Annotated in this window: 14 protein-coding genes; 8 read left to right on the top strand and 6 right to left on the bottom strand. The window is 69.1% G+C overall.

Annotation, left to right across the window (positions count from 1 at the left end; genetic code table 11):
* Positions 1-12: 12 nt before the first annotated feature.
* Together ACSMFO_RS21790 and ACSMFO_RS21795 are read right to left on the bottom strand one after the other, a co-directional pair.
* On the bottom strand, positions 13-765 hold the full coding sequence (locus ACSMFO_RS21790) for a hypothetical protein (protein ID WP_436460287.1): 753 nt from the start codon (positions 763-765) through the stop codon (positions 13-15).
* A 4-nt stretch (positions 766-769) separates the two neighbouring features.
* On the bottom strand, positions 770-1,360 hold the full coding sequence (locus ACSMFO_RS21795; RefSeq protein ID WP_007033267.1) for a papain-like cysteine protease family protein: 591 nt from the start codon (positions 1,358-1,360) through the stop codon (positions 770-772).
* A gap of 385 nt (positions 1,361-1,745) precedes the next feature.
* On the opposite strand from ACSMFO_RS21795, the gene ACSMFO_RS21800 reads away from it, so the two are divergent.
* The 3 genes from ACSMFO_RS21800 (at position 1,746) to ACSMFO_RS21810 (ending at position 7,743) form a co-directional block, all read left to right on the top strand.
* Entirely contained in the window at positions 1,746-4,559 is a 2,814-nt protein-coding gene (locus ACSMFO_RS21800) for an AAA family ATPase (RefSeq protein ID WP_436460288.1), read from the top strand.
* Positions 4,560-4,719: 160 nt separating this feature from the next.
* Positions 4,720-6,177, top strand: a complete 1,458-nt coding sequence (locus tag ACSMFO_RS21805; RefSeq protein ID WP_436460289.1) for a trypsin-like serine protease — start codon at positions 4,720-4,722, stop codon at positions 6,175-6,177.
* Positions 6,178-6,204: 27 nt separating this feature from the next.
* Positions 6,205-7,743 carry a S8 family serine peptidase gene (locus tag ACSMFO_RS21810; protein ID WP_436460290.1) on the top strand — a complete coding sequence of 513 codons (1,539 nt, stop codon included), beginning with the start codon at positions 6,205-6,207 and terminating at the stop codon, positions 7,741-7,743.
* A gap of 2 nt (positions 7,744-7,745) precedes the next feature.
* On the opposite strand, the gene ACSMFO_RS21815 is transcribed toward ACSMFO_RS21810, so the two are convergent.
* Positions 7,746-8,231, bottom strand: a complete 486-nt coding sequence (locus ACSMFO_RS21815) for an HPP family protein (RefSeq protein ID WP_436460291.1) — start codon at positions 8,229-8,231, stop codon at positions 7,746-7,748.
* Positions 8,228-8,740: a carboxymuconolactone decarboxylase family protein gene (locus tag ACSMFO_RS21820; protein WP_436460292.1), complete on the bottom strand. Its 513-nt coding sequence runs from the start codon at positions 8,738-8,740 to the stop codon at positions 8,228-8,230. Before ACSMFO_RS21820 ends, ACSMFO_RS21815 begins: the two co-directional genes overlap by 4 nt.
* A 98-nt stretch (positions 8,741-8,838) precedes the next feature.
* Here ACSMFO_RS21820 and ACSMFO_RS21825 point away from each other — a divergent pair, with 98 nt between their 5' ends.
* The 4 genes from ACSMFO_RS21825 (at position 8,839) to ACSMFO_RS21840 (ending at position 14,988) form a co-directional block, all read left to right on the top strand.
* Positions 8,839-9,390: a TetR/AcrR family transcriptional regulator gene (locus ACSMFO_RS21825; protein ID WP_436460293.1), complete on the top strand. Its 552-nt coding sequence runs from the start codon at positions 8,839-8,841 to the stop codon at positions 9,388-9,390.
* 680 nt (positions 9,391-10,070) lie between these two features.
* Positions 10,071-10,769 carry a TetR/AcrR family transcriptional regulator gene (locus ACSMFO_RS21830; RefSeq protein WP_436460294.1) on the top strand — a complete coding sequence of 233 codons (699 nt, stop codon included), beginning with the start codon at positions 10,071-10,073 and terminating at the stop codon, positions 10,767-10,769.
* Positions 10,769-13,288 (top strand): ABC transporter ATP-binding protein/permease, encoded by a 2,520-nt coding sequence (locus ACSMFO_RS21835; RefSeq protein WP_436460295.1) that lies wholly within the window; start codon positions 10,769-10,771, stop codon positions 13,286-13,288. The genes ACSMFO_RS21830 and ACSMFO_RS21835 overlap by 1 nt, the downstream gene beginning before the upstream one ends.
* Positions 13,285-14,988, top strand: a complete 1,704-nt coding sequence (locus ACSMFO_RS21840) for an ABC transporter ATP-binding protein (RefSeq protein WP_436460296.1) — start codon at positions 13,285-13,287, stop codon at positions 14,986-14,988. The genes ACSMFO_RS21835 and ACSMFO_RS21840 overlap by 4 nt, the downstream gene beginning before the upstream one ends.
* A 112-nt stretch (positions 14,989-15,100) precedes the next feature.
* Here ACSMFO_RS21840 and ACSMFO_RS21845 read toward each other — a convergent pair whose 3' ends face one another.
* Positions 15,101-16,027: a hypothetical protein gene (locus tag ACSMFO_RS21845; protein ID WP_436460297.1), complete on the bottom strand. Its 927-nt coding sequence runs from the start codon at positions 16,025-16,027 to the stop codon at positions 15,101-15,103.
* A gap of 237 nt (positions 16,028-16,264) precedes the next feature.
* On the opposite strand from ACSMFO_RS21845, the gene ACSMFO_RS21850 reads away from it, so the two are divergent.
* The gene (locus tag ACSMFO_RS21850) at positions 16,265-22,645 is read left to right on the top strand and encodes a DUF7507 domain-containing protein (RefSeq protein ID WP_436460298.1); all 6,381 of its coding nucleotides are present in this window, start codon (positions 16,265-16,267) and stop codon (positions 22,643-22,645) included.
* 66 nt (positions 22,646-22,711) lie between these two features.
* Here the strand turns inward: ACSMFO_RS21850 and ACSMFO_RS21855 are convergent, their stop codons facing one another.
* On the bottom strand, positions 22,712-23,131 hold the full coding sequence (locus ACSMFO_RS21855) for a RidA family protein (RefSeq protein ID WP_436460299.1): 420 nt from the start codon (positions 23,129-23,131) through the stop codon (positions 22,712-22,714).
* Positions 23,132-23,229 lie beyond the last annotated feature (98 nt).

Below are 23,229 nucleotides of genomic sequence, written 5' to 3' on the forward strand. Positions count from 1 at the left end.
CATACTTGGCGCTTACTGCTTGCGGAGCCGCAGCGTGACGGCAGTGCCCGCGGCGGCGAGGAAGACCGCGCCGAGCGCGTACGGCCACCACGGCACCTCGGTGTCGCCCACCGGGGCGGCGCCGTAACCACCGGCGGCACCGCTGCGGTCGTACGTCGAGCCGGGCAGCTTGTCGCCGTAGCGGCTCTGCAGGGCTTCCCGGTAGGCGGCGAGCGACATCTTCTCGCCGGTCTTCGCCACCGACGAGCCGTCGAGGACGGTCACGGTGTCCCCGTCGACGGCGTACCAGGCGCCCGCCTGAGGTTCGCTCAGGAGGTAGCCCTTGCCGACCTGCGCCGCGAGGCGCTTTTCGACGTCACCCGAGGCGACGTTGTAGACCGACCAGCCCGAGCCCTCACGCTGCGACCACACGGTCGCGGCGTCACCGTTGCCCAGGGTCGCCGGAGTGGCGACGTAGGCGAGTTCGGCCGGGACGGTGGAGGTGCCGGCGATGAAGGCCGCGGTCGGCTGGTAGACCGCCACCGGTGTCCGCGGATCGGCCTTGGCGGTCTTGGCCGCGAGGGCCGTGTCCGCCTTGGCGGCACCGGGGAACTGCGCCTTGGCGAGCCGCTGGGTGGTCGCGTCGCTGGTGACCACTGTGGACACCGCGGCGAGGTCGGCCGCGGTGGGCGCGCCGCTGGGGGCGTCGGCCGCGGAGGACTGGCCGCCGAGCGCCAGCGACAGTCCGAGGGCGAGGATCGTGGCGCCGAGGAAGGTTCGCTTCATGGTTTCAGTCCTTGATCCCGTAGACGGTGTGGGTCCAGGTGAACGAGTTGTTGGACCGGTAGGCGCTGTAGCTCATCTGGTTGTAGCGGGGGCTGGAGCCCCACGGGTCGCCGTAGTACACCGTCGTCGCGCCGTTGGTGTTGTCGTAGCCGTAGAGCACGTGCATATGGCCGCCGCCGTTGCGCCAGCCGATCCGGGTGCCGATCGGCTGCCGCGCGTCGACCTGGCTCTTGATGGAGGCGAAGCTCAGCGTCTGCCCCGAGGAGCTGTAGGTGCCGACGTTGCTGAACCCGAGCCAGCGGAACACGCGCTGCTGATCGCTCAGGTAGCCCTGGTTGTTCGCGCAGTCCGAACCGGACTCGTTGTGCGCGACCTGGCAGAATTTCGTCTGGGTGAGGGAGTGGCCCCACCAGGCGGCGATCGTGTTGCCACTGGCGTCCCAGCACCAGTTGCTCTTCTCCTGGGCCTGCATCCTGATCGGGATCGTGGTGGCCGCCGTGATGGCGGGTGCCGCGGTGGCGGGCGCCTGCAGGGCGACCAGCGCGGCGACACCGGCGCAGGCCGTGGCCAGCCCACGCCTGAACGAGGTCTTCACCGTCGGAACACTCCTAACTGGATGGTCGAACGCGAAGCAAGCGCGGTGGGCCGCCCGTAAGGGACAGGTGAGGACTTCGGCTACCCGATTGGGCGGCAGACCGGCGCGTGCAGGGGAGTTGCGCTGTGGCGAGGTAACAGAGGGGCACTGCGAACAGTCTGAGATTCACCCTCTGGTGGTCTCATGGCAAGGTTCGCGGCAATACCTAAGGGTCCGTATTGCCGATGCGGGCGTCGGTGTCACCGCAGGTCGTCGTCGCCCGATCGAGTTAACAGTGCGGTGAAGTCGTGACTCCGGTGGTGTGGACCAGCGGAAAGCGCGCGGCCCGTGGTCACTGTTCGTGTTCCCGCCTTTCGGCGGGTGTCCGCTCGGTATGGTCCCGAGCATGCCGACGATCGGTACGGCACCGGTGTTCGTGGCCCGCGACGCCGAATTGGCCGAACTGGTGCGCGTCGCCTCGCGCCCGCCGTCGGTCGCCGTCGTCGAGGGCGAACCGGGGGTGGGCCGGAGCCGGCTGCTCGAAGAACTGGCCGCCCATCCTGTACTCGCCTCGCGTGTGGTGTGGTCCGCCCGCTGCGGTTCGTTCTCCAGGCCTTGCCGTCTGGCGCCGTTGGTCGAAGCACTGCTCGAGAAGAGTGCCGTGGCCGCCGCCCACGCGGCCGGCTTCTCCCCGGTGACCGGTGTCCTGCGGCGGCTCGTTCCCGAATGGTCGCCGTGGCTGCCACCGTTTCCGGAGAACGCGGACGCGGAGACCGTCCGGCAGCAGGAGTTCCGGGCCGTACGGGAGGTGTTGACGGGCTGCGGTCCGGCGGTGCTGGTACTCGACGACGTCCATTGCGCGGACGACGACACCTGGGAGTTCCTGCGCGGGCTCGCGGCTTCCCCGGCGGCGGCGCTGAGCGTGGTGGTCAGCGCGGCGACGTGCGGGCCGCGGCGATTCCCGCCGCTGCGTGAGACCGCCGCGCATCTCTCGCTCGCGGCGTTCACCGCCGTCCAGGTGCGGACGTTGCTGGACGCCTCCTTCGGCCGCTGCGCACCGGATTTCGCCGAAGCGGCGCACCGGCGGACGTCCGGGATCGCCGTCGACCTGACGGCATTGGTCCAGAGCGTCGGAGACACGGCCGAAGCGCTTTCGGCGGACCGGCTCGCGTCGGCGACCGTGCCGCCGATCGTGCGGAGCCGGGTTTCCGGGTTGATGGCGGCCATCGGGCCCGCCGCCCGGGATGTCGTCCGCGCGGCCGCGGTGCTGGGATCGCCCGCCGGCGAGCCGGAGCTGGGCGCGGTCGCGGCGTGCGCGGAGATCGAGGACGCGGTCACCGAAGCCGTGGAAACAGGACTGCTGCGGGATCTCGGCCGAGGCCGCTATGTCTCGGGGAGTCCGCTGATCGCCGAAGCCGTCTACGCGCTGCTTGCCGGGCCTCAGCGCTGCGCGATGCACGGACGCGCCGCGGCCCGGCTCTCCGCGGACGCCGAACCCTTCGCGTCGCTCATCGCCCGTCACGCGCGGCTGGCGGGCGACATCGCCGCGTGGACACAGTGGACCGGCGTCGCGGTCGACAACGCCATCGAGGACGGCCGGACCGAAGAGGCGAGCCGTCTGCTCGAAGCGGCCCTGCGGGACACGGATCTGCCGCGCACCGCGCGTGAATCGTTCGCCGTCCGGCTCGGCAGGGAACTGCCGCGCAGTATCGCGCACGCCGGCACGGTGCGGCTGCTGCGCGAGATCCTGCGCGAATGGCCGCTGAGCAAGGCCGCGCGGGGTGAGATCCGGGTCCACCTCGGACAGGTGCTGATCAACCAGGTGGGCAAGGTCGAAGCGGGCAGGCTGGAGATCGAACTGGGCGCGGCCGACCTCGGCAGGCGCCAGGCACTGCTCGCCAGGGGCCTGGTCACCTTGGCGCTGCCGCATATCGGGACGGTCCCGGTCGAGGAGAACTTCCGCTGGCTCGACGAGGCCGAGCAGGTGAGCAAGGGGGAGCACGACGCCGGGCTGCTCGCCGCGATCACCGCCAACCGGCTTTCGGCGCGGATGCAGATCGCCGATCCGGAGGCCTGGCACGAGATCGCCGATCTGCCGCGGGCACCGGAGTCGGCGGAGGTCTGCCGTCAGGTCGCCCGCACCTACATCAATCTGGCCGACGCGGTGGCGTGGAACGGGCACTATCCGGTCGCGCGGGCCTACCTCGCGACCGCGCGGCGGCTGATCCGCGACGACCACCAGCCCTATCTCGACGCGCTCGCCGACGGCACGGAGCTGCGGTTGGACCTCGCGATGGGGGAGTGGGCGAGCGTCGCGGAGAAGGCGCGCGCAATGCTGACGCGGGTCGACAAGGACGGTTCGCTGGCGGCCGAGCCGCTGCTGGTGCTCGGTTGGTACGAGTACGGGCAGCACCGGCCGACGGCGGCCCTGCGCAGTTTCGACGCGGCGTTCGCGCTGTCCGCGGGCAGTGTCCCGGTGCAGGCTTCGGCGTACGCGGGGCGGGTGGCCGTCCATCAGGCGGGCAAGGATCTGCGGGCCGCCCGGCGCCTGGCCGAATTCGGCCTGGAAACCGTGCGCCGCAAGAACAACTGGGTCTGGGCGGCCGAACTGATGCCGTTCGCCGTGCGCACCATGCTCGGGCTGGGACAGCACGTCGAGGCGCGAGAACTGCTCGCGGAGTACCGGCAGGGCATCGACGGCAAGGACGCGCCGGTCGCCAACGCGTCGGCGTTGTTGTGCCGGGGCATGCTCACGCAGGCGCGCGGCGAGACACTGGCCGCCGGTGAACTGCTGCTGGGCGCCGCACAGGCCTACAGTGCCTTGCCACTCCCGTATTTCGCCGCCTACGCCGGCGAACTCGCGGCCGGTTGCTTCTCCGAAGCCGGGGTGCGGGAGCGTGCCGTCGCCGCCTTCACCACCGCGGAGACGACGTACGCGAGCCTGGGCGCCGCCGTGGACGCGCTGCGCTGCCGACGTTCGTTGCGCCGCTGCGATCCGGAGATGCCCCGGCGTGGCCGCAAGGGTTACGGCGAAGCGTTGTCCCCGAGGGAGCTCGAAGTCGCCCGGCTCGCCGCCCAGAACCTGACGAACCGGGAGATCGGGGAGCGGCTGTTCCTCTCGCCGAGGACGGTCGAGATCCACGTGGGACGGGCACTGCGCAAATTGGGGTTGCCTTCGCGCACAGTCCTGACCGCTGATCTGCTCAGCGACATTCACTAAGGGCACGTATTCGTCGGTTCACTGGGTACGACGCGAGAAACCGCAGGTCAGAGGCGGTTTCTTTAAATAGTGGAGCGTGGTCCGTATGCCACTATTGTTCCGCTTCCGCCGTCGATCGATGGTTGTCGGGCAGTTCGCGATTTCCCGGAAAGGAAGCACCGTGAGCAGAAAACGGATCTTCGGCGTGGTCGCCCTGACCATGGCCGCGCTGGCACCGGCGGCGGGTCTCGCCGGTGCGGAACCGGCCGACACCCTTCGCGCCATCTCCCCGACCGACGCCGCGCCCTTGCCGTCGGGAGGCGTCCACGGCCAGAGCATCGGAGGCTCGCCCGCGTCGGTCAAGGACTACCCGTATGTCATCGCCGCCCTGCGGGAAGGCGGTTCGAGGCCGAAGGGGCAGAGCTGCTCCGGCTCCGTCATCGCCCCGCGGAAGGTCCTGGTCGCGGCCCACTGCAAGGAGCTGGCCGGCGAGAAGAGTGTCCTTTATGGACTCGACGATCTGAAGAGCGCGGGCGGCACCCAGTTGAAGGCCGTCGACTACAAGACGCATCCCAAGTTCACCCAGCCCTGGTACGGCTACGACGTCGCGGTGATCACCGTCGACGGTGACATCCCGGTGCCGCCCGGCGGCTACGCGAAGGTCGCCACGTCCGCCGACACCGGTCTCGAGACACCCGGCAAGGACGGGTTCAGCCTCGGCTACGGCAAGAAGGACATCAACGACTCCACCCAGGACGTCACGCTGCACAAGCTGACCCTGCCGATCGTGAACGCGAGCCAGTGCACCGGTGTGGAGAACGGCGTCGACCCGAAGACGATGATCTGCGCGGGCTACTCCGACGGCCGCAAGACCGTCCTGCCGGGCGACAGCGGCGGACCGTTCGTCGTCAACGGCAAGGTCGTCGGCGTCACCTCGTGGAGCCGTAGCGATTTCCGCTGGTACAGCGTCTACAGCAGGCTCAACAACGATATGGGGGACTGGGTCGCCGAACAGATCGGCGGCGAGCAGCCGGGTGACGCCTTCACGCTCGCGGCTTCGCCGTCGTCGGTGAAGGCCCTGCCGGGCAAGTACGTGTCGGCCAGTGTCACGAGCAAACCGGGCAAGAACGGCGCCGAGGACATCACGCTTTCCGCGTCCGGGTTGCCCGAGGGCGCCAAGGCCACCTTCCAGCCCGCGACGATCAAGGCGGGCGAGGTCGCCAAGCTGACCATCGAGACCGCCGCCGGAACCCCGGAAAAGGCCTACCGGATCACGATTTCCGGGAAAGGGGGCACTGACACGGCCACCGCGGGGCTCTCGCTCACCGTCGGCGCGGGCGAACCTCCGGTCGGCGACCTGAAGGTGACGGTGAACCCGTCGTCCGGATCCGGCCGAGCGGGTTCGCTCGTGAGCGCCACCGTCACCGTGACCGGCGGCACGGGTTCGATCACGTTGTCCGCCAGTGGTTCCGGGCTGCCGATCAACCCGTTCTTCTCACCGCAGACCGTTTCGAGCGGCGGCAGTTCGACCATGCAGGTCTTCGCGCCGTTCCAGCCGGGGACGTATCCGGTCACGGTGACCGCCAAGGACGGCGGTGGCAAGACCGCGACCACCACGTACACCCTCACCGTCCAGTGACCTTCGCCGAAACAGAGGTGATTTCCCATGCGTGACAAGACGAAAACGCTGCTGGCGCTCGGGCTGCTGAGCCCGCTGCTCGCACTCGGCGCCGGATCGGCCGTCGCCGCCGAAGCCGAAGGCACGGTGATCCCGGCCAAGGAGCACTACGGTGACCAGTACATCGTCGTCCTCCACGACATCGCGGCGGCCGGGCAGAGGGCTGCCGCCGACCTGGCCGGCCGATACGGCGGGGAGGTCCGTTCCGTCTGGACGGCGGCCCTCCGCGGGTTCTCGGCCAAGAGCATGACCCCGGCCGAGGCGCGCAAGCTGGCCGCGGACCCGTCGGTCAAGGCGGTGTACGAAGACGGCACCGCCCGCGGCACCGGCACCCAGCAGAACCCGACCTGGGGACTGGACCGCGTCGACCAGAAGAGCCTTCCGCTCGACAAGGCCTACAACTATCCCAACGACGGCGCGGGGGTCACCGCGTACGACCTCGACAGCGGTATCAACCCGTCGAACCCGGAATACGAAGGCCGCGCCAGCCTCGGCAAGGACTTCATGGGCGGGGACGGCTCCGACTGCCATGGGCACGGCAGCCATACCGCGGGCACGATCGGCAGCAAGACCTACGGTGTCGCGAAGAAGGTCAAGATCGTCGGGCTGAAAGTGCTGGGGTGCAACAACTCCGGGCCTGACTCGGGCATCATCGACGCCGTCGACTGGGTGACGGCCAACGCTAAGAAGCCCGCCGTGGCGAACATGAGCCTGACCATGGACGCCCCCGGTGTCGGGGACGACGCGGTGAAGCGGTCGATCGCGTCGGGCGTCGTGTACGGGGTGGCGGCGGGCAACGCCTCCACCGACGCGTGTAACACGAGCCCGGCCCGGGTGCCCGAGGCGATCACGGTCAACGCCTCGGACTCCGCCGACAACCGGTCTTCGTTCTCCAACTACGGAAGCTGCACGGACATCTTCGCGCCCGGCACGAACATCACGTCGCTGAGCCCGAGCAGCGGCGGTTCCGCGGGGATGAGCGGGACCTCGATGGCGACGCCGCACGTCGTCGGCGCGGCCGCGCTCTACCTGTCGGCCAACCCGGGAGCCACGCCGCAACAGGTGCGGGACGCGCTGGTGAACGGCGCGACCGCGGGTGTTATCAAGAACGCGGGCAGCGGATCGCCGAACAAGCTGCTGAACGTGTCGTTCATCGGCAGCGGCGGCCCCGGCCCGAACTGCGGAGCGAAATCGAACACCACGCCGGTGTCCATTCCGGACGCCGGGGCGGCCGTGACCAGTTCCGTGACCCAGGAAGGCTGTGACGGCAAGGCTTCCGCGTCGTTGTCGGTCAAGGTGGACGTTTCGCACACCTACAGCGCCGACCTCGTGCTCGACCTGATCGGGCCGAGCGGCAAGGCCTACCGCCTCAAGAACCCGGGCGGTGTCGGCTCGGCCGAGGGCGTGCACCAGAGCTTCACCGTCGACGCCTCCGGTGAAACGGCCAACGGCACCTGGAAGCTGAGCGCTCAGGACGTCTACCGGTTCGACACCGGCAGCATCGACGGGTTCACCGTCACGTTCTGAAGTCACCGAGACTCGCCGGCAGGGGCGGGGAGGGAACCATCGGCGGGGTCGCTTTCCGCGGCCCCGCCGATGTCGCGGCTGAACCTGGTGTGCAGGAGCAGCGCGACTGCCAGTGTGGCCGCCGCACCGATCAGGAACACGCCGGTGGGCCACGGCTGCAGGACCATCAGGCAGCCGGAGGCGACGGCGGGCGGATGCACCACCCGGAAGAGCAGCATGGCGCCGAATCCGGCGACCGCCGCGACCGCGACGGCCACCGGACCGGGCGGCAGCGCGAACGCGGCGAGGACCCCGGCCACCACGGCGAGCGCGTGGCCGCCGAAGACCGCGACCGGCCGGGCGGACGGGAGCGCCGGATTGGCCAGCACCAGCGCGAGACTGGCGGCGAGCGGTGCCGACGCCGCCGGCCCGACACCGGAGCCCATCCCCGCGGCGGCCACCCCGCCCGCACCCGCCGCGGTCAGCAGGATCGGCGACGCGTGTCTCATCGGGACACCTCGGGGAAGTCGAGGTCGGGCTCGGCCACGTGGTTGAAGTAGTTGGAAAGCACGTTGAGCGCGATATGCGCGACCACCTCGGCGACCTGCGCGTCGGTGACGCCGTCGGCGCGTGCCTCGGCCAGCCGCTCGTCGGGAACGCGGCCGCGGTGGGCCATGACGGCGTCGGCCAGCCGGAGCACCGCGCGGGTGTGCGGGTCGGGGCTCTCCGCCTCGCGGGCCTTGTCCAGTTCGTCGGCGGGGATGCGCATCTTCTCGCCGCGGAAGGTGTGCGCGGCGAGGCAGTAGCCGCATTCGTTGCGCTGCGCGGTGAACAGCGCGAGCAACTCGCGCTCGCGCGCGGTCAGTTCGCCGCGCGTGAGAGCGTCGCGCAAGGCGAGGTAGCCGCTCAGCGCCGCCGGGCCGTTGGCCATCGCGGCATAGAGGTTGGGCACCCGGCCGAGCTGGGCACGGACGTCGGTCAGCAACGGATGCTCGGTGAGCTGCGGGATGCGAGGCACGATCTCTCCAAACGGTACAGGTCTGTTCCGAATAGGACGGTACAGATCTGTTCCGTCTGTGGTCAACCAATTCGGTACAGCGTGGTACTGTTTTGCCCGTGGGAACCCGAGCGCGCGAGCGGCTGCTGAGCACGGCCGAGGAGCTGTTCTACGCCGAAGGCATCCGCGCGGTCGGCATCGATCGCATCCTGGAGGAGTCCGGCGTCGGCAAGGCGTCGCTCTATCGGCATTTCCCGAGCAAGGACGCGCTGGTCGAAGCGGTGCTGCGGGAACGGGACCGCACCTGGCGGCGGTGGCTCTCCAGTACTGTCGCTGGCTACGGTCTCGCTCCCGAGGACCGGATCCTGGCGGTCTTCGACGCGCTCTTCGAACGCTTCTCCCGCAAGGACTTCCGCGGCTGCGCCTTCATCAACACCATGGTGGAGACGGCGGATCCGGCGAGCCCGGTGCACGCCGTCGCGGCCGAGCACAAGGCGGCACTGACCGAGTACCTGGCCGGTCTGCTCGCCGACGCGGGCCGGACTGATGTGGGGGAACTCGCCGCGCAGCTCGTTTTGATCGTGGATGGTGCGATCGTGACCGCGGTGCGCGAGAACGCGCCGGATGCGGCTGTTCGGGGTAAGGGGATCGCTGCCGCTTTGTTGCGCTGAGCGCTTGGTGGCTTTGCGGCCTCGGCTCGCGGGTTTCCAATGTCGCGTTTGGGTCGCTGAGTGTCTCTGATGCGACTTTGGGGACCCGGGTTGTGGGTAGGTCGCTGGCCGCGGGCCTGTTGTTGCCGGATTTCGGCGAGGTCGCGCTGGATGCGGCAGGTGATCGCCGCTTTGTTGCGCTGAGCGCTTGGTGTGGTTTGGGTTCCTGCTTGAGCTCTTGCCGGTATTCGGCGAGACCTTGCCGTATGCGGGAAGGCGGTCGCCGCCTTGCTGTGCTGAGCGACCTCGGCTTGAGGGTTCCCAATGTCGCATTTGGGTCGCTGAGTGCCTCTGATGCGACATTGGGAACCCTGGCCGTGAGTAGATCGCTGGCCCGCAGGCCTGATCTTGCCGAAATTCGGCGACACCGCACCGGACGCGCATAACGGATCCCCATCGGGCTGGGCATGCCGCGGCTCAGTGCGCCCAATGTGGCATTGGGGCCGTCGAGTGTCCCCAATGCCACATTCGGGGCCTTGATCAACGCAGACCCGGTCTCGCCGAAATTCGGCGACACCGCGTCGCCGAGCCCGGGCATCCGCCGAACCACCCACTGCCCACTGTCCCCCATGTGAAGCCATCCTTGACATCAGGTAAGCCCACCCTTAGTTTCCCCCTATAACTTTCCCGGAGGGGGCGACATGCCGAACATCGGTGGCCGCCCGGCCATGGTCGCGGTGGACGACATCGTGCGGGCCGGTCGCGAGCTCGGGATGCGCGGGCTCAGCGTCAAGGCGGTCGCGGTCCGGCTGGGGGTGACCGCGACCGCCCTCTATCGCCACGTCGAGAGCCGGTGGGGGCTGGAGCGGCTGGTCGGCGAGAGCATCCTGGCCGAGCTGCGGCTCCGGGACGATCCGCGGCACGACCTCGAACGACACCTGTTGTCCTTCGCGCTGCAGATGCGGGCCTTCATGCTGGAGCACCCGGGCCTCGCCGGTTATCTGCAACTGCTGTTCCCGCGCGGAGACGGCGGTCAGCGCTTGCTGAACACCGAGGTCGACGCCCTCGTCCGCCGGGGTTACGAGCCCGGCGCGGCGATCGTGCTCAGCGGCGCGGTCGCGTCGATGACCATCGCGATGACCGCGTCCGAGGAGAACAGCGCGGCCGCCGAGGAGGCCGACGGCGACGGGCTGGACCGCGAGCGGGAGGCGGTCCGCGACCGGTTGTCCCGTGACGACCGGCTCGCCGAACCATCCGCCGCGTTGCCGCAGGTGCCGCGGCCCGAATACGTGCGGCTGCTGTTGACCGCGTCGATCCGCGGGCTGGCCGGGTCCTGCCCGCCGGGCAGACCGGTCGCCGAGATGGTGGCCGATCTGGCCGCCACGGGGGAGGGGTTGTGATGGCGCGCGGATTCCAGGGCGCGGTGATGCGCGGTTTCGGGGCCAGGGACCACGAAGCGACCGTCGTCGAGACGGAAGAGATCACGCCGAAATTCGTGCGGGTGCGGTTCGTTTCGCCGACGCTGTTCGAGGACGTCGTCGTGGAGCCGGCGGCCTGGCTCCGGTTCTGGTTCCCGGATACGGAAGGCGGCACGACGGAGTTCCAGCGCGCGTACACGCTCACCGAGGCCGACCCGGAAGCCGGCACGTTCGCGATCGACGTCGTCCTGCACGAGCCCGCCGGTCCGGCGTCGCGTTGGCTGCGTGACGCGCGCCCGGGCGCGAAGGTTCCGGTGATGTCTCTGGGTTCCTCGTCCTTCTCGGTCCCCGCCGACCCTCCCGCCGGGTACCTGCTGATCGGTGACTCCGCCTCGATCCCGGCGATCAACGCGATCCTCGAGGTGATCCCGGCCGACCTCCCGATCGAGCTGTACCTCGAAGAGCACGACGAGACCGACAGGCTGATCCCGCTGGGCGGACACCCGCGGCTGACCGTGCACTGGGTGCAGCGCCTGGACGCGACTTCGCTGGCCGCGGCGATCGAGACGCGCGACTGGTCGGACTGGCAGGCGTGGATCGCGACGGAAGCCGGTTCGTTCAAACACCTGAAGACGCGTTTGCGTGAGGCGTTCGGCTTCCCCAAGTCCGAGGTGCACGGCCGCGCGTACTGGTACTACGGCCGGGCCATGGGTGCTTTCCGCGGGGAGAAGGAAGAGCCGGCCGCCGAAGTCCCGAAGCCCGTCGCAGCGGCGCCGAAGGGGGCATGGCGGGCACAGGCGGCCGGACGGCTGCTCGCGCCGGTGCGGCGGACGCTGATCTTCGCCGGGATCCTGCAGGCCGTCGTGACGCTGATCGGCCTCGCTCCCTTCGTCCTGCTGGTGGAACTGGTCCGGCGGCTGCTGACGGGCGGCGAATCGTTGTGGGCGCTCGGTGTCTCGGCGCTGGTCCTGCTCGGCGTCGGCACCCTCCTGGAATCCGCGGTCGTGCTCTGGCTGCACGCGGCCGACGCGCGGTTCGCCCGCGACCTGCGTCTACGCCTGCTGGGCAAACTCGCGCGCTTGCCGCTGGGCTGGTTCACCGCGCGGGGTTCGGGCACGGTCGCGAAACTCGTGCAGGGCGACACGCTCTCGCTCCACTACCTGGTCACGCACGCCGTCCCCGACGCGGTGGCGGCCGTCGTCGCGCCGGTCGCCGTGCTGGCGTACCTGTTCGTGGTGGACTGGCGGCTCGCCCTCGTCCTGCTCGTCCCGATTCTCGTCTACCTCGTCACCACGTCGATCATGGTCGTCCAATCGGGACCCAAGACCGGCCAGGCGATGCGCTGGGCCGAGCGGATGGCCGGCGAGGCGGGCGCATATCTGGAAGGGCAGCCGGTGATCCGCGTGTTCGGCGGCGCCGCGGCTTCGTCGTTCCGGCGGCGGCTCGACGAGTACCTCGGTTTCCTCGGCGACTGGCAGCGCCCGTTCACCGGCAAGAAGACCATGCTGGACTTCGCCACCCGGCCCGCCACCTTCCTGCTCGTGATCACCGGCATCGGCACGCCGATGGTGGGCGGCGGGATGGAGCCGGTGACGCTGATCCCGTTCCTGGTGCTGGGCACCACTTTCGGCGCGCGGCTGCTGGGCATCGGTTACGGTCTCGGCGGCGTTCGCGAGGGAATGCTGGCCGCGCGCCGGATCCAGGTCGTGCTCGACGAACCGGAACTGTCCACAGTGGAGCTGGCAGTCCGCGACGGCGTCGAGCCGGGCACCGTGGAACTGGACCGGGTGGGCTTCGCCTACCGTTCCGGCGTTCCCGTGCTGGAGAACGTTTCCCTGACCTTGCGTCCCGGCACGGTGACCGCGCTGGTCGGCCCGTCGGGAGCGGGGAAGTCGACGCTTGCCGCCCTCGTCGCGCGGTTCCACGACGTCACCGAGGGAGCGATCCGGGTCGGCGGCCGGGACGTCCGCGCGTTCGCCGCCGACGAACTCTACGGCCGCGTGGGATTCGTGCTCCAGGATCCGCAACTCGTCCAGGGGACCGTACGGGAGAACATCGCCCTCGCCGTTCCGGACGCCACCGAAGAGCACGTCGTCGCCGCGGCCCGGGAGGCGCAGATCCACGAGCGGATCCTCCGGCTGCCCCAGGGATACGACACCGTCCTCGACGCTGGTTCCCAGCTGTCCGGCGGAGAACGCCAACGGGTGGCCATCGCCCGCGCGATCCTCGCCGACGCCCCCGTCCTCGTCCTCGACGAGGCGACCGCTTTCGCCGATCCCGAGTCGGAGTATCTCGTGCAGCAAGCACTCGACCGGCTCACCGCGGGCCGCACCGTCCTGGTCATCGCCCATCGCCTGCACACGATCACCGGCGCCGACCGCATCGTCGTCCTCGACCGCGGGCGGATCGCGGAAAGCGGGACCCACGAAGAACTTCTGGCCTCGGATGGGCGCTACGCCCGCTTGTGGCGGGCCGGTGCCGGTGCGGGGGTGACCGCGTGATCCGCACGTTGCTGGGCCTGATCCCCGAGGCGAAACGCTCGGCCTTCCGGCGTTATGTCGTGCTCGCCGAGCTTTCGGTGCTCCTGCGTGCCGCCGGTGTCGTCCTGCTGGTGCCGTTGGTGGGTGCCTTGTTCGGCGCTGAGCCTTCGGACGCGCTGCCCTGGCTCACCGCGCTCGCGGCCGTCACCGCGGCGGGCTGGGCGATCGACGCCGTCGTGGGGCGGCTCGGCTTCGAGCTCGGCTTCGGTGTGCTGGACCACGCCCAGCACGACGTCGCCGAGCGGCTGACGGACGTCCGGCTGTCCTGGTTGGACGGTGAACACACCCAGACCGCCCGGCAGGCCATCGCCGCCACCGGCCCCGACCTCGTCGGCCTGGTCGGCTACCTGCTCACCCCGCTCATCGGCGCGGTCCTCCTGCCGATCGCGATCGCGCTGGCCCTCCTGCCGATCTCCTGGCCGCTCGGTGTCGCCGCGCTGGCCGGGGTCCCGGTCCTGCTGGGCGCGCTGTGGGCGACCGGCCGGATCACCCGCCGCGCAGACCGGGCGACGGCGGAGGCGAACACCACGCTGACCGAACGGATCGTCGAGTTCGCCCGCACCCAGCAGACGTTGCGGGCCGCCCGCCGCGTCGAACCCGCGCGCAGTCACGCCGGCGCCGCGCTCACCGCGCACCACGGCGCGACCGTCCGGTTGCTCCGCCTGCAGATCCCGGGGCAGGTGCTGTTCGGCGTCGCCGGTCAACTGGCGCTGGTCCTGCTCGCGGGGACGACCGTCCTGCTCGCCACACGAGGCGAGCTGAGCGTGCCCGAGGCCGTCGCGCTGATCGTCGTGATCGCCCGGTACCTCGAACCGTTCACCGCGCTCGGGGATCTCGCGCCCGGTATCGAAACCGCCACCACCACGCTCGGCCGCATCCGCACCGTCCTCACCGCGCCCGTGGCTCCTGCGGGCGAGTCCGCCGCACCGGCCAAAGCACCGCAGATCCGGTTCGAGAAGGTCGGTTTCCGCTACTCGCCGGACACCGAGCACGTGCTGGAGGACTTCGACGTCACCCTGGAACCGGGGACGACGACCGCGATCGTCGGGCCGTCCGGCTCGGGCAAGAGCACCGTGCTCGCGCTGCTCGCCGGTCTGCACCGGCCCACGAGCGGTCGCGTGCTCGCCGACGGCACGGATGTCGCGGAATTCCGCCGGGATCTCGTCACCTTCGTCTTCCAGCAGCCGTATCTCTTCGAGGGATCGGTGCGGGACAACGTGCTCGCCGGGGATCCCGCGGCGAGCGACGAGCGGGTCGCCGAGGTCGTGAGGCTCGCCAGGGTCGACGAGCTGCTGGAACACACGGCCGTCGGCGAGGCGGGCACCGCTCTCTCCGGCGGCGAGCGGCAGCGGGTGTCCATCGCCCGCGCGTTGCTCAAACCCGCGCCCGTGCTGCTCGTCGACGAGGCGACCAGCGCGCTGGACACCGAGAACGAGGACGCCGTGGTCCGCTCGCTCAGCGCCGACCCCGTGCCGAGGACACGGGTGATCGTCACCCATCGGATCGCCGGGATCCGGCACGCCGACCGGGTGCTCTTCCTCGAGGACGGCCGGATCGCGGAATCCGGCACGGTCGAAGAACTCCTTGCGGCGCAAGGACGTTTCGCCGAGTTCTGGCGACGGCAGCTCGACGCCACCGGCTGGAGGATCACCGCGGGATGACCCACACCAAGGCGAGGGTTTCACCGGGCCGACGGTCGTGTTCGAAGCGGATCGCCGGGCGCCGCGCTCGCGCGGCTGGGCCTGCTCAAGGTCGTCTTCGTCCGCGAGATCCTCAGGCTGACGTGAGCGCCCGACGCAGGTCTTCGTAGGTCGGGGCGAGCGTCCGGAGGGTCGCGGCGGCCCGTGCGTCGTCCTCGACGACGAGGTCGTACTGCAGGGAGCCGATCAGCCGCGCCTGCGTGGTGAGGACGGCGGCCGCGGCTTCGTGGCCGACCCGGCGCAGGCAGGTCGCGGCGTCGTTCGTCCGCCGGGCGCCGAGGCGCACCACGAAATGGACGAGCAGCCCACGCAGTTCCCGATCGCAGCCTCCTTCGATCCGGGCGGCGAGCGCGAGGGCGGCGTCGCCGTTGCCCACCGTGCCGGGCGGGAGTCCGGTGTCCGTTTCACCGCCGAGCCGCCTGATCGCGCGGGGGAGGGCCGCGACGATCGCGGCTTCTTCCGAGACGACGGTGTGCCGCACGAAACGTGTCCGCATCGTGTGCGGTTTGCCGTAGGCGACGGTTTCGGCGAGCCAGGCGGCGGCGAAATCCGCCCGCGGGATCCGTGCGTACGGATATCCCTGCGGGTCGTGGGCGGTCACGGACTCGTCGTCCACGGCGAGCGCGACCAGGAAATGGTCGGCGCCGATCGGGCCGGTCATTCCCGGCTGGTGGCGCAGGTGCCCCATTTCGACCGGGCCGATCAGGACCGGCCCGTCGGAAAGGCTTTCGACGAGCCGGGCGAACGCGGTGTCCGGATCCGGTTCGCTCGTCGTTTCCGCGCTCCAGCCGAGGGCGTCGAGCGCCTCGCCGATGCCGAGATCGGGATCCCAGCCGAAGGCGTCGAAAAACGGCAGTGTTCCGCCGACCAGCTGCATGCCGAAGGGGCTGCCGGTCACGGTTTCGAGCACATCGGGTCCCGGAGCCTCCGCGCCGAGCAGCATCGCGAGGGAATGGGTATAGCAATAGGGGCCGGAGCCGCGATAAGGGATTTCGATCACGCGTTCGACGATGCCGGATTTCCCGCCGAAACGCCACCCTCGCCTTTGTCCGTTGTGGACGGTGTTTCATCACCCGTCCGGGGGTTTCGGGGCCACTCAATGGGTTCTATCCAGGAGACACCGCTGATCCCGCTTGCCGACGACGATCTTGCCGACCCAGGATGACCATCACTTGGGCTCGCTGTCCCCGCCGTCCTGACCTGGGCCGACGGGAGCGAGGGGTGAGGCGGAGGCGGCATGGCGGAACGTCGTGGGCGGAATCGGTGGCGCCGGGGCGTGGCACTGCTCTCGGTGGTCGTCGTGGCCCTGCTGATGGGCGCCCCGCTGCCCGCGAACGCCCAGATCCAGCCGCGCGGAGCGGGCACCGAGCGGCCGATCGGGCCGGAGCCGGTGTACTCCGGGCTGGCGCACGGCGGTATCACGATGGCCGCCAATTCCGTCGTGCAGTGCGGCGTCGGTGTCGTCTGCAACGAGTCCGCGAGCAACGCGAGCCCGGTGTCGTGGATCAAGACCGACCCGGCCGCGCCCGGCAACACCGCGTCCGCGGCGAATCTGAACGTCCCGGCCGGCGCGAAGGTGCTCAACGCCCGGCTGTACTGGCAGTTCAACCCCGTCGCCAGCAGCGGGACCTCCGGTGACGGCAACCGCGGCAACCAGGTCTCCATCAAGACCCCGGGCTCCGGCGCGTATCAGCGGATCACCGCCGAAACCTACGACTGGTTCCCCGCGACCACCACGGGCGGGTTCCCGACGCTGTACGCCTACGGCGGCGCGGCCGACGTCACGTCCCTCGTCACGAACGCCGGCACCGGGGAGTACACGGTCGCCGACATCCAGGCCTGCCAGGGCCAGTCGATCAGCCGGACGAACCTCGGCTGCTGGGGTGGCTGGTCGCTGGTGGTCGCCTACGAACTGCCCAGCGAGCCGCTGCGGTACCTGCAGGTCTGGGACGGGATGCAGGTGGTCGCGGGCGGCAGCACGCCGAGTTCGGCGACCATCGCGCTGAGCGGTATCAAGGCCCCGACCTCGCGTCAGCCCAACGTCGAACTCGGTATCGTCGCGGGTGACGGCGACGCGCCCATCACCGGCGACTACCTCCAGGTCGGCCCGGACGCCTCCAGTCTGCAGACGATCGCGATGCCCGCGCCCGGCGGCGTGGCGACCAACAACGCCTTCAGCAGCCGCATCGACCGGGTCACGGCCACCGGTTCGGGCACGAACGTCACGTCGCGGAACCCCAATCCGGTGAACAACGTCGGGTACGACGCCCGCAGCATCGACATCACCGGCAAGGTCCCCGCGGGGACCACCGCGCTCCAGGTCAAGATCGGCACCGTCGGCGACGCGCTGTACCCGCAGACCATCTGGCTCGTCACCGACGCCCTCGAACCGGATCTGCAGATCACCAAGGCCAACGACCCGGTCGGCAACACCGACGACAATCCGCCGGGCTACGTCACCAAGGGCGGCGAGGTCACCTACACCTTCGACGTCGCCAACCGGCACGCCGACGGCTCCACCACCGACCTCGACACCGCGACGAACATCGTGCTCACCGACACCCTGCCCGACGGCGTCACGTTCGTGGCCGGGTCCAATCCGGACTGTTCGGCCGCCGGGCAGGTGGTCACGTGCAATCTCCGGAATCTGAGGCCGGGGCAGTCGCAGAAGGTCGCCTTCAAGGTCAAGGTCGGGCTCGACGTGCCGGACGGCACCAAACTCGACAACACCGGCAAGCTCACCTTCCGCGGCGAGGACACGGGACGGCCGCAGGAACGCACGTCGAACACGGTGCGGAACACGGTCGCGTCGCCCGGGTACCAGCTGACGAAGACCGTCGACCTCGCCGAGGCGATCCCCGGCGACACCCTGACCTACCAGGTGACGCTGCGGAACACCGGCGTGATCCCCGTGCCCGCGCTCACGGTGCGCGACACGCTGCCGCCGGGGACGACCTACGTGTCGGTCACTCCCTCGAAGGGCACCGCGTCCGGGACCGGGCCGATCGACTGGGCCGTGAACGGTCTCGCGGTCGGGGAAACCGCCACGCTGACCGTGCGCGTGAAGGTCGAGGAAGCCGCCATCGGCAAGGAACTGGTGAACCGCGCGAACGTCCCGACCGGACCGCCGCCGGTCGTCCCACCGGACAACCGCTGCCCGGACGATCCCGCGGCCGCGTGCGCGAAGACCAAGGTGCCGTCGCCGTCGTACACGGTGACCAAGACCGCGGACAAGGAGTCCGCCGACCCCGGCGACACCGTGCGCTACAAGGTCGTCGTCGCCAACACCGGCAAGGTGACCGCGGCGGATCTCAAGGTCGTGGACGATCTGACCGGGGTGCTGGACGACGCGGTCTATCAGAACGACGCCACCGCGTCGCCCGGCTCGGTGTCCTATGTGGAACCGAAGCTGACCTGGACCGGCACGCTCGCCGCGGGGCAGAGCGCGGAGTTCACCTACTCAGTGAAGGTGAAGAACCCGAACACCGGTGACAACCGGCTGAAGAACGTGGTGTCGTCGGAGACGCCGGGTGGGAACTGTCCGCCGGGTTCGACGGATTTGAAGTGTGGGACGACGACGCCGGTTTCGGGGTTGTTGATCGAGAAGTCGGTCGACAAGCAGTCCGCGAATCCGGGCGATGTCGTGAAGTACACGGTGACGGTGCGGAACACCGGGCAGACCAAGATCTCTGGTGCGACGTTCACCGATGATCTGACGCAGGTTCTCGACGATGCCGACTACCAGAACGACGGCGCCGCGACCATTGGCGGTGTCACGTATGCGGCGCCGAAGCTGACCTGGACCGGCGATCTCGAAGTCGGTGCCACCTCCACGGTGACGTACACGGTCAAGGTGAAGAATCCCAACCCGGGCGATGACGTGCTGAAGAACGCGGTGTCGTCGGAGACGCCGGGTGGGAACTGTCCGCCGGGTTCGACGGATCCGAAGTGTGGGACGACGACGCCGGTTTCGGGGTTGTTGATCGAGAAGTCGGTCGACAAGCAGTTCGCGAATCCGGGTGACGTGGTGAAGTACACGGTGACGGTGCGGAACACAGGCCAGACGAAGATTTCCGGTGCGACGTTCACCGACGATCTCACGCAGGTGCTGGACGACGCGGACTATCAAAACGATGGTGCGGCGACGATCGGTGGTGTTACGTATGCGGCACCGAAGCTGACCTGGACCGGCGATCTGGAGATCGGCGCCACGTCGACGGTCACGTACACGGTGAAGGTCAAGAACCCGAACCCCGGTGACAAGAAACTGTCCAATGTGGTCACTTCGGAGACCCCGGGTGGTAACTGCCCGCCGGGCTCCACCGATCCGAAGTGTGGGACCACCACGCCGGTGTCAGGGCTGAAGATCGAGAAGTCTGTCGACAAGCAGTCGGCGAATCCGGGCGATGTCGTGAAGTACACGGTGACGGTGCGGAACACCGGGCAGACGAAGATCTCTGGTGCGACGTTCACCGATGATCTGACGCAGGTTCTCGACGATGCCGACTACCAGAACGACGGCGCGGCGACGATCGGCGGCGTCACGTACGCGGCGCCGAAGCTGACGTGGACCGGCGATCTGGAGATCGGCGCCACTGCCACGGTGACCTACTCGGTCAAGGTGAAGAATCCCAACCCGGGCGACAACCTGCTGAAGAACGCGGTGTCGTCGGAGACTCCGGGTGGGAACTGTCCGCCGGGTTCGACGGATCCGAAGTGTGGCACCCTGACCCCGGTTTCCGGTCTGAAGATCGAGAAGTCCGTGGACAAGCAGTCGGCGAACCCGGGTGACGTGGTGAAGTACACGGTCACCGTGCGGAACACCGGGCAGACGAAGATCTCTGGTGCGACGTTCACCGATGACCTGACGCAGGTTCTCGACGATGCCGACTACCAGAACGACGGCGCCGCGACCATCGGCGGCGTCACGTACGCGGCGCCGAAGCTGACGTGGACCGGGGATCTGGAGATCGGGGCCACGTCGACGGTCACGTACTCGGTGAAGGTCAAGAATCCCGCTCCAGGCGACAAGAAGCTCATCAACACGGTCACTTCGGTGACGCCGGGCGGCAACTGTCCGCCGGGGTCCACGGATCCGAAGTGTGGCACCACGACACCGGTTTCCGGCCTGACGATCGAGAAGTCGGTCGACAAGAAGTCCGCGAACCCCGGCGACGTCGTGAAGTACACGGTGATCGTCACCAACACCGGCCAGACGAAGATCTCCGGTGCGACGTTCGCCGACGATCTCACGCAGGTACTCGACGATGCCGACTACCAGAACGATGGTGCGGCGACCATCGGCGGTGTCACGTACGCGGCGCCGAAGCTGACCTGGACCGGTGATCTCGGCGTCGGCGAGACCTCCACGGTGACCTACACCGTCAAGGTGAAGAACCCGAACACCGGCGACAACCGGCTCAAGAACGTCGTGGCGTCGGAGACGCCGGGCGGGAACTGCCCGCCGGGTTCGACCGATCCGGACTGTGGCACGGAGACTCCGGTTTCGGGCCTGGAGATCAAGAAGAAGGTCGACAAGCAGTCCGCGAACCCCGGTGACGTCGTGAAGTACACGGTCACGGTGCGGAACACCGGCCAGACGAAGATCTCCGGTGCGACGTTCACCGACGATCTGACCCAGGTTCTCGACGACGCCGTCTACCGAAACGATGGTGCGGCGACGATCGGTGGTGTCACGTATGCGGCGCCGAAGCTGACATGGACCGGCGACCTCGAAATCGGTGCGACCGCCACGGTGACGTACTCGGTCCAGGTGAAGAACCCGGGCGACGGTGACAAGAAGCTGTCCAATGTGGTCACTTCGGAGACCCCGGGCGGGAACTGCCCGCCGGGTTCGACCGATCCGGATTGCGGCACGACGACGCCGGTCTCCGGGCTGCTCCTCAAGAAGACCGCCGACAAGAAGTCGGTCGACCCCGGCGACACGGTGAAGTACACGATCACCGTCACCAACACCGGGCAGACCGAACAGGTCGGCGCCACCTTCACCGACGACATGACCGAGGTCCTGGACGACGCCGACTACCAGAACGACGGTGCGGCGACGATCGGCGGTGTCACCTACGCGGCACCGAAGCTGACGTGGACCGGCTCGCTGGGCATCGGGCAGGCGTCGGTCATCACCTACACGGTCAAGATCAAGAACCCGAACCCCGGTGACAAGAAACTGTCCAATGTGGTCACCTCGGACACGCCGGGCAACAACTGCCCGCCGGATTCGACCGACCCGAACTGTGTCGCGGACGTGCCGTCGCGCGAGCTGACGGTCAAGAAGACCTCGGACAAGCAGACCGCGAACCCGGGCGACGTCGTCACCTACACCGTGACCGTCACCAACACCGGCAAGGTCCCCCTGGTCGGCGAGGACGCCGCACGGGTCACGGACGACCTGTCCGAGGTGCTCGACGACGCCGACTACTCCGACGACGCCACGGCTGCGCCGGTCGCCGGCACGTTCTCCTTCGCTGCGCCGAACCTGGTGTGGGTGGGGGATCTGCCGGTCGGAGCGACGACAACGCTGAAGTACTCGGTGAAGGTGAAGAACCCGGTGGCGGGCGATCACGAACTGCGGAACACCGTCAGCACCAACACGCCGGGCACGTGCCCGCCGCAGTCCGACGATCCGGCGTGTTCGACCGTCACCCCGGTGCCCGGGATCTCGCTGGAGAAGAAGGCGGACAAGGCCACGGCGAATCCGGGCGACGTCGTGAAGTACACGGTGACCGTGCGCAACACGGGCAAGACGAAACTGACCGGTGCGACGTTCACCGACGACCTCACCGAGGTCCTCGACGACGCCGTGTTCCAGAAGGACGGCGCGGCGACGATCGGTTCGGTGACCTACGAGGAGCCGAAGCTGACCTGGACCGGCGACCTGGAGATCGGGCAGACGGCGACGGTCACGTACAGCGTCAAGATCACCAAGACAGACGGCGACGGCAAACTCACCAACGTGATCACGTCCGACACCCCGGGCGGCAACTGCCCGCCGGGCAGCAAGGATCCGAAGTGCGGCACGACGACGCCGCTGTCCAGCTTGAAGATCAAGAAGACGGTCGACAAGACGGAAGCGAAGCCGGGCGAGGTCGTCACGTACACCGTGACGGTGGAGAACACCGGGCAGGCCGTGGTGGACGACGCGACGTTCACCGACGACCTGAGCCAGGTGCTGGACGACGCGACCTTCGACGGCACCGCGAAGGCGAGCATGGGAACGGTCACCTACTCCGCGCCGAAGCTCACCTGGAAGGGCGAGCTGAAGCCGGGGGAGAAGGCCACCGTCACCTACGCGGTCACCGTGCGGAAGCCGGCGACCGGTGACCACCGCCTCCGCAACGTCGTCACGTCGGACACGCCCGGCGGCAACTGCCCGCCGGGTTCGGCGAACCCCGACTGCGGCACGGACACCCCGGTGCCGCCGACACCGCCGAACCCGCAGCCGCCGGAGAAGCCGAACCCGCAGCCGCCGACCACCCCGCGCCCACCCGGCCTGGCCGTGACCGGCTCACCGGTGAAGACGATGACGGTGCTGGCGTTCGGGATGCTGGCCATCGGCGCGCTGCTTCTCCTCGCCGGACGGAGGCGCCGCGAGTCCTGAACCGGACGACACGTGTGATCAGACGGACGGCAGGGTGTCGTCCGTCTGATCACGTGTGTCGTCCGTTCAATCACGCGAAAGTACCGGCACCGCGATCAGGGCTTCCACCTCGACGACGAGCTCGGGCCGGGCCAGTGCCGCCACGACGATCAGCGACTGGGCGGGCCAGTCCGCTTCGGGGTACCAGCGGGTGAAGGTCTCACGCATCGCCGTGCGGAACCCGGCGAGGTGTTCGGTGCCGGACATCATGCTGAACACCTTGACCAGGTGCTCAGGCCCGGCACCCGAGGCTTCGAGCAGCCGTTCGAGGTTGCCGAGCAACGCGCGGGTCTGGGACTCGGCGTCGGGCCCGGCGAGTTCGCCGTCGGGCAGCACGCCGATCTGACCGGACACGACCACGAGTTCGTGATCGGCGGGCACGCGGACCAGATGGCTGTACGGGCCGATCGGCGCCGCGACGGTCTCCGGGTTCCACCGCTGGATCATCAGTCCTCAATCTTTCGTCCACTCGGGAAAATCGTCTCCAACGTACCGATGATTCAGGCACGCGTCGGGAGTCTCACCTTCGACGAACGACGACTGGG

Origin of the sequence: Amycolatopsis sp. w19 (assembly GCF_051373225.1) — a bacterium.
GTDB lineage: Bacteria > Actinomycetota > Actinomycetes > Mycobacteriales > Pseudonocardiaceae > Amycolatopsis > Amycolatopsis japonica.